This is a genomic window from uncultured Holdemanella sp. (genome assembly GCF_934772795.1).
Classification (GTDB): domain Bacteria; phylum Bacillota_I; class Bacilli_A; order Erysipelotrichales; family Erysipelotrichaceae; genus Holdemanella.
On the sequence record NZ_CAKVMR010000070.1, the window covers coordinates 1 to 10,582 of the forward strand.

Below are 10,582 nucleotides of genomic sequence, written 5' to 3' on the forward strand. Positions count from 1 at the left end.
TTCAGATCCTTCAGAATATTATGTACAGTAAGGATCGATATTTTCTGAGATTTGAAGACAAAAGGATTGAATTCATAATAGGTCTTTCCACAACATGAGCATTTGTAGCGCCTTGCCCTGTATTTTATTATGCATTTCTGCGTGGTAAGAGCTGAATGAGTGATCTCCTTGGTTACATATTCCTTGATTTTAGACGCAGTAAACCCACAGTAAGGACAAGCCTGATGTTTATCTGTAAGAGTTACAAGAAGAACCATCATCTTATTGAACGTAGTACAGAGAATATTGGCAATATCATCAGGATTCAGGTGAAAAAGATTGATTAACAGCAGTTTGAAAGCATCATTTTCGATCATAAGATCATCTCCTTTCTGATTTCAATGACATAATATCAAAAGAAATCAGAATCAGAATTACTATCCTGTTGGTGACAGTACGCAAAGTTTACAATAGCTTCTAGTGGATCCAAAGAGGATATTGTGACGCTTTAAAGACTCTATCTTTAAATCATTCTGCTTAAAATCTCTCCAATCAGGAAATAACGAATCCCAGAATTCGATTACACGAGCTTTAACTTTACGAATCGTTTGTAGAGCAACTTCAAAAGAAGTGATCAAATCATCATTCTCATCAAGTGTGACAATATAGTAAATGAAAAGATAAGTGAATTGAGTATAAGGGACGAAATTAGTTGGAAGCAAAGCATGAGTGGATTTACATTGAGTACACTGGATACGCTGAACAGGAATTTGAATCTTACACTCACCACTGGAAATATCATCAATGATCACAAATCTTCTGTAGTGCCCATATAATATAAAAAGACCAACGGCACAACAAACAGGACAATGTAAAGACAGCAAATCAATCGCATTAACAAAAGCTTGATAATCATCTTTATTCAAAATCAGGTTGAAGTCGTTGGTAATTTTCAGTATCATAATATTGTCTAAGAGGACGGGTAGAAATCACAACTTTGGTCGGTGCTGGATTTCTACCTTTTTTATTTACGTCCAATCCCTTCTAAAAATACTGTAACAAAAAGATAGGGAAAGTTCACCCTAAAAGTGTTTAAAGGTCATCTCTATCTCAGAGTCAAAATCCCTATGACTTTTAAAGGTTGATTTATCCCTATCTATTTTTATATATTCTTAAACTGTCGTAAGACAGTTTTTTTTTTGTTGACAAAGGGAAGAGAATAAGATATATTAGTAACAGTTAGATGAAACTAACTAACACTAAATGCATTTATGGAATCGCTCTTTTCACTTGTTTAATAATTTATTGGATTTCATAGATTTGGACATTTTTAAAAAATGTCCTTTTTTTTATTTACAATTTCTAGGAGTAAGACTATACTAACTGATAGTTAGAAGTAACTAATTCTAACTTACATTCATAGTTCTAAGGAGGATATATATTATGAAAGACGGATGGAAAAATAAAACAATGTGGACATTTATTGGAGGTGCAGCGACAGCTCTTGCTGGTTCTAAGTTTTTAAAGAGTGATACAGCTCATGATTTAGCTGTTAAAGGTTTAGCTGGTGGAATGAAGCTTAAATCGGATACAACTTATAAGTATGAGACAATTAAGGAAGACGCAAAGGATTTATTAGAAGAAGCCAAAGTTCAAAACGAAGGCGAATAAAATGAGTAGTTTTACTATTGCCCATGATATTCCTGGTCGAATGAGAATTCGCTATGGAAAGAATGTTTTTTCTAGTGTTCAGGGCGAAGTTTTAAAAAAGGATCTTTATGCATGGTCAATGATTGAGAGTGTGGAGGTCAACAATGTTACGGGTAGTGTTTTGATGTTGTATGACAAAGCACAAAAAGGCTTGTTACTGAATAAACTAAAGGATTTAGATATCCAATATCTTCAAAATGCAGATACATCTTCGATTGTGGTCCATTCACAATCACCAGAAGCTATTGCGATGAATCGAGAATATATGAATCGGTTCTTTAAGATCATTGGTAAACGTTATTTCATTAAATGGTTTTTACCAATGGGACTTGGTAATGCGATTACGATTTATAAGTCGATTCATTTTCTTAAAGAAGGCTTAAATTCACTTTTACAATGCAAGGTCAATGTTCCTTTATTGGATGCGACAAGTATTGGTGTGAGTTTGATTCAAAATAACTATACAATTGCAGGAAATATTATGATGTTACTCAATATTTCGGACTTGTTAGAGGATTATACTCGTAAGAAAACAAAGCTTGAATTATCCAATAGTTTGTCGATTCAATTTGATAAAGTATGGATCTTAGAAGATGGTGTTGAACAAGAAATCGCAATGTCTAAGCTTCAAAAAGGTGATATAGTCATTTCACAAACTGGTTCTATGATTCCGGTTGATGGAGAAATCGTAGATGGAGAGGCAATGATCAATGAATCTAGCTTTACAGGAGAACCTCTATCAAAACATGTAAAGAAAAATGATACAGTATTCGCGGGTACTTTAGTTGAAGAAGGAAAACTGTTTATTTGTGTTCGTAATCTACAAGATGAAAGTCGTATCAGTAATATTGTGAAGATGATCGATACAAACGAATCATTAAAGGCGAGTATTCAAGCTAAGGCAGAACATTTGGCAGATTCTATTGTTCCGTTTAGTTTTCTTGGCTTTTTTGGCGTTTTAGCTTTGACAAGAAATGTAACACGCGCAACCTCAGTATTGATGGTGGATTATTCTTGTGCCATTCGATTATCTACTTCGATTTCAGTAATTAGTGCAATGCTAGAGGCAAGTAAGCGTAATGTATTAGTAAAAGGTGGTAAGTATTTAGAGGCGATCAAAGATGCGGATGTGATTGTCTTTGATAAGACGGGTACTTTGACAAACGCAAATCCAACCGTAAAGAAAGTAGTTCCTTTAAACGGATATACGCGTGATGAAGTATTAAGGATTGCAGCTTGTCTTGAGGAACATTTCCCTCATAGTGTAGCCAATGCGATTGTAAACCAGGCAAAAAAAGAAGGCTTGATTCATGAAGAAGAGCATGCCAAAGTTGAATATATCATTGCACATGGTATTGCGACAACTCTATACGGTAAACGTGCGATTATTGGTAGTGATCATTTTATTTTTGAAGATGAAGGTATCGAAAAGACAGATGATATAGATAATGTGATTCATTCACTTGAAAGTGAAGGAGCAGGATCTATGATTTATCTTGCGATTGACAATAAAGTGTGTGGAATTATCAGTATCTATGATCCTGTTAAAGATGAGGCTAAACAAGTTGTTCACAATTTAAAAACATTGGGAATCGATAAAGTAGTCATGTTGACAGGGGATTGTGATAGTGCCGCAAAAGCAGTGGCTCATGAATTGGATTTAGATGATTATCGTGCATCAGTTTTACCAGAAGATAAGGCTGCATATATTCAGATGTTGAAAGACCAAGGTCATACTGTTATTATGGTCGGAGATGGAATCAATGATACACCAGCTCTATCAACGGCAGATGTTTCGATTTCCATGCAAGATAGTTCGGATTTAGCGCGAGAATTAGCTGATATAACACTTGTATCAAGTAATTTAAATGAACTTGTGATTCTAAGAAAACTTGCCATGCATTTATTTGATCGAATTCATGCGAATTATCGTTTTATCGTGGCCTTTAATTCAAGCTTGATTGGACTAGGAGCACTCGGCATGATGAGTCCAAACACAACAAGTTTATTACATAACGGAAGCACGTTTTCGATTGCTGCTTCAAGTACACGTAATTACTTATAAATAAAAGAAAAACTGGAATTTGTGATTCCAGTTTTTTTTCTATACGGCTTTAGATGTATATCCAACATTGGATAAAGTATCGATTAACTTATCTGTTGAATGTTGTTGTTTAGATAATATGGTAACTGTATTATCCTCCGTATTTACTTTGGCATAAAATCCTTCTTGCGAGTTAAATGCATTTTCAATTGTACGAACACAGTTTTGACAATGAATGTCATATACTTTTAAAACGTTTTTGTAAGGATAATGTTCCCTGTTTTTATCTTTTACTTTGACTTTTTTAACCGTTTCACTGCCACCACAACATCCTGAAGTAGCTCTTTTTTTTGTGGAACGAATGCCGATTGCGATAATGATAATTAAAATTAAACAAATAATAATTGTTGGTAAGTTCATAATTTAATATCCTCCTTTTAAAAAAATACACTGTTTAGTTAGATATGTCAAACTGAGTTAAACTTGTATAACTTTTTGTTGACATTGTGGGATAGTGAGAGTAAACTAACTGTGTTAGAAGAGTCTAACCAGGAGGGTTCGATATGCCATTATCTTTTGCAGATTTAAATTCAGTCAATACAATTAAGAAAATTGGTGGTTCAAAAGAACAGCAGCGACACTTAGAAAACTTGGGTTTTGTACCGGGGACTGTAATTGTGGTTGTGAGTAAAACCAATGGAAATGTCATTGTGAATGTTAAAGAGGTTCGAATAGCCATTAGTGAAGAACTCGCAAGAAAGATCATGGTGTAGAAAGGAGTAATTATGACTTTAAAGGAAGTTTCAATTGGTCAAACAGTGACTGTAAAGAAGTTGTCTGGTCAAGGAGCAACAAAGCGAAGAATTATGGATATGGGAATTACTAAAGGTGTGAGTGTTACGGTTCAGAAGGTAGCTCCATTAGGAGATCCTATTGAATTAACGGTTCGTGGATATCAATTGTCGCTTCGTAAAGCCGACGCAGAAATGATTGAAGTAGAGTAAAGTTTAAATTAGGAGGGAATTATGTCAATTCAAGTCGCATTAGCAGGTAATCCGAACTGTGGTAAAACTACATTGTTTAATGGTTTAACAGGTGCTACACAATATGTGGGTAACTGGCCAGGGGTTACAGTTGAGAAAAAAGAAGGAAAGTATAAGGAAGATAAAGATATTAAAATTACGGATTTACCAGGAATTTATTCATTATCACCATACACTTTGGAAGAAGTTGTATCTCGTGAATTTTTATTAAATGGGAATGTAGATGTTGTTTTAAACATCATTGATGGGTCTAACTTAGAAAGAAATTTATTTCTAACGACACAAATTTTAGAGTTGGGTATTCCTACAGTTGTCGCAATCAATATGTTGGATGTCATTGAAAAAAGAAAAGATACAATTGACTACAAAAAATTATCAAAAGAATTGGGTTGTCCAGTATTGCCAATTTCAGCTTTGAAAAACACAGGAATCAAAGAGTTGATGGCTCAAGTAAAAAAGGCAGCAGGTACAAAGTTTAGTGCTAAAAACATTTATGCAAGTAAAGTATTAAATGCGTTGAATACAATTGAAACAAGTTTGCCTTCAAATATTGAAGCAAATCGTCGTTTCTTCTATGCCGTTAAATTGTTTGAAAGAGATGATAAGATTGAAGCAGCTATCAAGTCAAAGGCAGATGCGAATGTCATTGAAGCTGTTGAAAAGTCAATGGATGATGATAGTGAATCAATTATTACAGATGCTCGTTATACATATATCACAAGTGTAATCAAGGATTGTTACAAAAAAGGATCTAAAGAAGTATTAACAACTTCAGATAAGATCGACCGTATTGTCACAAACCGTGTTTTGGCACTTCCAATCTTCGCACTTGTTATGTGGTTTGTATATTATATTTCAGTAACAACTGTAGGAACGATTGTAACAGATTGGACAAACGATGTATTATTTGGTGAAATTATTCCTCCTGCAGTGGATAGTTTCTTAGATGCGATTCAATGTGCAGATTGGTTACATGGATTGATCGTTGATGGTATTATTGGTGGTGTAGGAGCTGTCATTGGCTTTGTGCCACAGATGTTAGTATTGTTCTTCTTCTTAGCTATCTTAGAAGATTGTGGATACATGGCACGTGTTGCCTTCATTATGGACCGTATTTTCCGTAAGTTTGGTTTATCAGGAAAATCATTTATCCCAATGTTGATTGGTACTGGATGTGGCGTACCTGCTGTAATGGCAAGTCGTACAATTGAAAGTGATCGTGATCGTAAGATGACTATCATGACAACTACATTTATTCCTTGTGGTGCTAAGATGCCAATCATTGGATTGATTGCCGGTGCTATTTTCCATGGTGCTAGCTGGGTTGCTCCAAGTGCATACTTTGTAGGTATGGCAGCTGTTATTATTTCTGGTATTATGTTAAAGAAGACAAAATTATTTGCCGGAGACCCTGCACCATTCGTTATGGAAATGCCAGCATACCACATGCCTCGTGCAGTGAATGTATTGAGAAGTATGTGGGAGCGTGGTTCAAGCTTTATTAAAAAGGCTGGAACAATCATCTTACTTTCAACTATCGTATTATGGTTCTTACAAGGATTTGGATGGGAAAAAGGTGGATTTGGTATGGTTGATGATATTGATCATTCAATTCTATCTTCAATTGGACAAACATTCGCATGGATCTTCTCACCTCTTGGTTGGGGAGATTGGAAAGCTGCAGTGGCTAGTGTAACTGGTTTAATTGCCAAAGAAAATGTTGTCGCAACATTTGGACAATTGTATGGATTTGCCGAAGTTGCTGAAGAAGGAAATGAATTCTGGGGACAATTATCCGCAAGCTTTACACCTTTAGCTGCCTATTCATTCATGGTTTTCAACTTATTGTGTGCTCCATGTTTTGCGGCAATGGGAGCTATTAAACGTGAAATGAATAACACAAAATGGTTCTGGATCGCCATTGGATATCAATGTGGATTCGCTTATGTATGTTCATTGATCGTATATCAATTAGGAAGCTTAGTAAATGGTGGATCATTTGGATTTGGAACTGTTGTAGGATTTATCTTATTGATTGGTTTGATTTATCTATTGGTTCGCCCATCAAAAGAAAGTGATACTGCAGAAGTTGAATTTGCGGTAAAATAATGTAAAAGGAGGGATTTCATCATGAATCTATCAACATTTCTAGTATTATTAGTTGTTTGCGGATGTGCAGCTTTAGCTTGTCGAAGCATTTATAAAGATAAAAAGAGTGGAAAATCAAGTTGTGGTGGTAGCTGTGGACATTGCGGCTCTCATTCGATGTGTGAAAATCCCAAGGCATTTTTTGATCAGATAAAAAAAGAACAATTTAGTAAATAAGAGCATCGAAAGGTGCTCTTTCTTTTGATATAATAGGTGCAAGAATCGAGGAAAATTAAAATGAATTTAAAAGAAAAATATGCAGACTTAATTGTTCGTTCAGGATTGAATGTTCAAAAAGATCAAATAGTAGTTATTCGTGCTAATGTAGAAATGAATGAATTTGTTCGTTTGATTGTGAAATCATGTTTTGAGGTGGGCGCAAAAGATGTAATTGTTCGCTATAGTGATGATGAAATCAATCGTTTACGCTATCAAACGGGTAATCGTATGCCTTATGATTATGAAGCTTTATTTCATAATGAAACAGCTGAAAAGGGAGCTTGTTATTTGAGCTTAGTTGGTGAAGATCCTGATGGAATGAAGGGTGTAGATCCAAAATTGATGGCAAATTATAGAAAGGCATTAAGAGGTATGACACAGCCATATCGTGATAAATTGGATTATATGCATGCTGCATGGTGTGTGGCCAGTGTGCCAACTATGGCATGGGCTAAAAAGGTATATCCAGAATCAGAAGATGCATTATCGGATTTGTGGAATGCTGTATTAAAGATTAGTCGTGTAGACGAAAAGGATGCCAATGAAAACTGGAATGAGCATCGTGCATCTTTTGATAAGCGAGTTCATATTTTAAATCATTTAGATATTGAAAGTGTTCATTATACAAATTCTTTAGGAACGGATTTGGTAGTCGAACTTCCAGAAGGTTATGTATTTGCGGGTGGAGGATCCTTTTTAGATAATGGTAACTACTATTTCCCAAATATTCCTACAGAAGAAATTTTCTCTGCACCTAAAAAGACGGGTGTAAATGGTAAATTATATAGTGCTTTACCTTTAGCTTACAATGGTGCTATCGTAAAAGATTTCTGGTTTGAATTTAAGGATGGACAAGTTGTGGATTATGATGCCAAAGAAGGAAAAGAAGTTTTGACAAGTATTTTAGAAACAGATGAAGGTTCAAAATATCTTGGCGAAATTGCCTTGGTTCCTTATGGTTCACCTATTAGTGCATTAGATACTTTGTTCTATGAAACGTTAATTGATGAAAATGCTTCTTGTCATTTTGCCTTGGGTGCAAGCTATAATGAATGTATTGAAAATGGTTTGGAAATGAGTGAAGAAGAATTATTAGCACATGGTATGAATCAATCGTTTACGCATGTGGATTTCATGGTTGGAACAAGTGATTTATCAATTGAAGCTACATTAAAAAATGGCGAAAAGATCCATATTTTTAAGGATGGTAAATACACAAGTGAATTTGACGAATATACATTAAATTAGTACAATATTAGAATTGGAGGGATATTTATGGCAAATGAAAATGAAAAGAATCCCAGTGCTTTAGAAGAGCTTAGACGTCTAAAAAGAACGGATCGAATTAAATCTTTAGATATACATGAACCAGAATTACGTGATTTTAATGCGGAAAACATTTTCCATATTGATGAAGAGCCAGAAAAGAAAACCATCTTTGGAAAACGAAGCGCAAAAACACATGTAAAAATCAACGAGAATATTTTTGATGATGAAATTGCAGAATCAGTAGATATTACGCCTAGTACTTCCATTGAAGAAGTAGAGGCACCTATTGAAAAGCGTGTTGTTGAAGAGCCAAAAGTAGTAGTTGATGAACCGGTAATTGAAGAAGAACCAAAAGTAGTTGATGAACCAGTAATTGAAGAAGAACCAAAAGTAGTGGTTGAAGAGCCTAAAAAGATTGTCGTTGAAAACTTAGATGTAGATGATGAACCTAAAAAAATTGTTGTTGAAAAATTGGATGTGGATGATGATTTTACAACAGAGTCAATTGAAAATGAATTAAAGGCTTTTAACGAAAAACCAATTGAAGAAGAACAACCTATTCAAGAAGTATTGGATGATGAAGAAGACTATGAGGACGAATACGAGGATGATGATGAAGACGATGAAGATGATGAAAATCTTTATGAGGAAAGAAAGAAATTCTTATATGCGGAATATCCAAAAATAGAACAATATCTTCAAGATAAATCGAGTGAAGGATATCATTTTGTACGTCAAGAAGGAAAGAAATATTTCTTTAGAAAAGGACAGCCCAAAACGTATTATTATTATTCAATGAACTATTTTGTGGATGAACCAGATGCAGATCAATGGCGCGAATGGGAATCGGATGGATGGAAATTGGTTTCTAAAGCGGATGGTAAAAAGAAAAGTGATGCGGGATGGTTTACTTTTAGAAACGAAGAAGAAGATGGAGAATATCGTAAAGAAATTGATAATGATTCAGAAAAATTCCGTTTCTTTAAGAAGTATTCAAGTTCATGTCGTTCAACAATGTTTTTAGTATTCATCTGTATGGCATGTTGCGTTGTGACAGGACTATTACAAGTTTATTTCCAAGGCTATTTAGCAGGAATCGCATTATGTGCGGGACTATTCTTGATTTCATTTATTGTATTCTGTATGTATGGTAGAATGCTTAGAAAATCAAAGAAGAGGGCTCGTGAATTAAAATCTAAATTAAGAATTCGTGAAAGTCGTGCAATCGAAGAAAGTAAAGATTTCTATGATACTTCTGAAAGTGAAGAAGAATTAGATACAGATTGGAACACTTTAGAACAGCATACGGGTAAAGAAAAGAAACATCTATTCAGACGTGTAGATCGTGAAAATGATGAGGATGAAGAGTAAAAAGGAGGCAAATTTTGTCTCCTTTTAAACTGTCATAATTTGTACATATTGTTTGTAGTGTGATAAAACCTCATCATCAATGGTGTTGTCGGTAATTAAAGTGTCAAAGTTAAAAAGATCATAATAAATATAGAAGTCAGCACGATTGAATTTCTTGTTGTCAGCTAAAAGATATTTATTTTTAGAATTATCTAATGCGATTTGTTGTGATTCACCTTCTTCTAAAGAATAGGTTGTGATGGAAGAATTGTAGATTCCATTACAGCTGATAAAGGCTTTATTGTATTTTAATTTACCTAATACTAAATTTGTGATTGGACCCACAAATGTATTTGTGTTATCTCTGTAATCACCACCTGTTAAAATGACTTCAGTAGGCGCGTGATTCACTAAGATATTAAATACGGCAAGACTATTTGTGATAACACGAATGTTTCTACCAGTTAATTGCTCGGCTAGAAATTGAATGGTTGTTCCTGGACCTAAAAAGATAGATTCACCTTCATTTATGAGAGTTGCGGCTTTATGGGCAATTCTCTTTTTTTCTTCGATTTGCACCGATGATTTTTCAATGTGACTCAATTCGTGGTCCATTGAAAAAGAAAGGCTTTGGGCTCCACCATGCACTCTAAGTAATTTTCCAGATTTTTCAAGTTCATCTAAATCTCTTCTTGCGGTCATATCCGACACACCTAATTCATCCATGATTTCTTGAATGGTAATGATTCCATTTTGATTGACTTTATGTGCAATTTTTACTAAACGTTCTTTTTTTAACATATTGATATCCTCTTCTATG

Annotated in this window: 12 protein-coding genes; 8 read left to right on the plus strand and 4 right to left on the minus strand. The window is 34.5% G+C overall.

Annotated elements, in window-relative coordinates:
* On the minus strand, positions 1-356 hold a 356-nt coding region (locus Q0F04_RS10155), incomplete at its 3' end, for a transposase family protein (RefSeq protein ID WP_295752957.1).
* A 60-nt stretch (positions 357-416) separates the two neighbouring features.
* Positions 417-941 (minus strand): DUF6431 domain-containing protein, encoded by a 525-nt coding sequence (locus tag Q0F04_RS10160; protein WP_295752959.1) that lies wholly within the window; start codon positions 939-941, stop codon positions 417-419.
* A 481-nt stretch (positions 942-1,422) separates the two neighbouring features.
* On the opposite strand from Q0F04_RS10160, the gene Q0F04_RS10165 reads away from it, so the two are divergent.
* Positions 1,423-1,650 carry a DUF1490 domain-containing protein gene (locus tag Q0F04_RS10165; RefSeq protein WP_295565033.1) on the plus strand — a complete coding sequence of 76 codons (228 nt, stop codon included), beginning with the start codon at positions 1,423-1,425 and terminating at the stop codon, positions 1,648-1,650.
* A 1-nt stretch (position 1,651) separates the two neighbouring features.
* Positions 1,652-3,754: a heavy metal translocating P-type ATPase gene (locus Q0F04_RS10170; protein ID WP_295752961.1), complete on the plus strand. Its 2,103-nt coding sequence runs from the start codon at positions 1,652-1,654 to the stop codon at positions 3,752-3,754.
* 39 nt (positions 3,755-3,793) lie between these two features.
* Here the strand turns inward: Q0F04_RS10170 and Q0F04_RS10175 are convergent, their stop codons facing one another.
* Positions 3,794-4,153 (minus strand): heavy metal-associated domain-containing protein, encoded by a 360-nt coding sequence (locus Q0F04_RS10175; protein WP_295752963.1) that lies wholly within the window; start codon positions 4,151-4,153, stop codon positions 3,794-3,796.
* A 143-nt stretch (positions 4,154-4,296) separates the two neighbouring features.
* Between Q0F04_RS10175 and Q0F04_RS10180 the strand changes: the two genes are divergently transcribed.
* The 6 genes from Q0F04_RS10180 to Q0F04_RS10205 are packed head-to-tail and all read left to right on the plus strand — an operon-like array spanning position 4,297 to position 9,783.
* On the plus strand, positions 4,297-4,506 hold the full coding sequence (locus tag Q0F04_RS10180; protein ID WP_117571186.1) for a FeoA family protein: 210 nt from the start codon (positions 4,297-4,299) through the stop codon (positions 4,504-4,506).
* Between the two features lie 12 nt (positions 4,507-4,518).
* Complete coding sequence (locus tag Q0F04_RS10185) at positions 4,519-4,737, plus strand: ferrous iron transport protein A (RefSeq protein WP_117925775.1); 219 nt, start codon at positions 4,519-4,521, stop codon at positions 4,735-4,737.
* 21 nt (positions 4,738-4,758) lie between these two features.
* Positions 4,759-6,885, plus strand: coding sequence for a ferrous iron transport protein B (gene feoB, locus Q0F04_RS10190; protein ID WP_295752965.1), 2,127 nt, complete (start codon positions 4,759-4,761; stop codon positions 6,883-6,885).
* 21 nt (positions 6,886-6,906) lie between these two features.
* Positions 6,907-7,101, plus strand: coding sequence for a FeoB-associated Cys-rich membrane protein (locus Q0F04_RS10195; protein WP_295752967.1), 195 nt, complete (start codon positions 6,907-6,909; stop codon positions 7,099-7,101).
* 60 nt (positions 7,102-7,161) lie between these two features.
* Positions 7,162-8,391 carry an aminopeptidase gene (locus tag Q0F04_RS10200; protein WP_295752970.1) on the plus strand — a complete coding sequence of 410 codons (1,230 nt, stop codon included), beginning with the start codon at positions 7,162-7,164 and terminating at the stop codon, positions 8,389-8,391.
* 27 nt (positions 8,392-8,418) lie between these two features.
* Entirely contained in the window at positions 8,419-9,783 is a 1,365-nt protein-coding gene (locus Q0F04_RS10205; protein ID WP_295752972.1) for a DUF2812 domain-containing protein, read from the plus strand.
* 24 nt (positions 9,784-9,807) lie between these two features.
* On the opposite strand, the gene Q0F04_RS10210 is transcribed toward Q0F04_RS10205, so the two are convergent.
* A partial coding sequence (locus Q0F04_RS10210; RefSeq protein ID WP_295752974.1) for a DeoR/GlpR family DNA-binding transcription regulator occupies positions 9,808-10,582 on the minus strand: 775 nt, incomplete at its 5' end.

Bases quoted from the DNA above. Each gene is read 5' to 3' on its own strand.
- Q0F04_RS10160 (WP_295752959.1), bottom strand. From the start codon at position 941: ATGATACTGAAAATTACCAACGACTTCAACCTGATTTTGAATAAAGAT.
- Q0F04_RS10165 (WP_295565033.1), top strand. From the start codon at position 1,423: ATGAAAGACGGATGGAAAAATAAAACAATGTGGACATTTATTGGAGGT.
- Q0F04_RS10170 (WP_295752961.1), top strand. From the start codon at position 1,652: ATGAGTAGTTTTACTATTGCCCATGATATTCCTGGTCGAATGAGAATT.
- Q0F04_RS10175 (WP_295752963.1), bottom strand. From the start codon at position 4,153: ATGAACTTACCAACAATTATTATTTGTTTAATTTTAATTATCATTATC.
- Q0F04_RS10180 (WP_117571186.1), top strand. From the start codon at position 4,297: ATGCCATTATCTTTTGCAGATTTAAATTCAGTCAATACAATTAAGAAA.
- Q0F04_RS10185 (WP_117925775.1), top strand. From the start codon at position 4,519: ATGACTTTAAAGGAAGTTTCAATTGGTCAAACAGTGACTGTAAAGAAG.
- feoB (WP_295752965.1), top strand. From the start codon at position 4,759: ATGTCAATTCAAGTCGCATTAGCAGGTAATCCGAACTGTGGTAAAACT.
- Q0F04_RS10195 (WP_295752967.1), top strand. From the start codon at position 6,907: ATGAATCTATCAACATTTCTAGTATTATTAGTTGTTTGCGGATGTGCA.
- Q0F04_RS10200 (WP_295752970.1), top strand. From the start codon at position 7,162: ATGAATTTAAAAGAAAAATATGCAGACTTAATTGTTCGTTCAGGATTG.
- Q0F04_RS10205 (WP_295752972.1), top strand. From the start codon at position 8,419: ATGGCAAATGAAAATGAAAAGAATCCCAGTGCTTTAGAAGAGCTTAGA.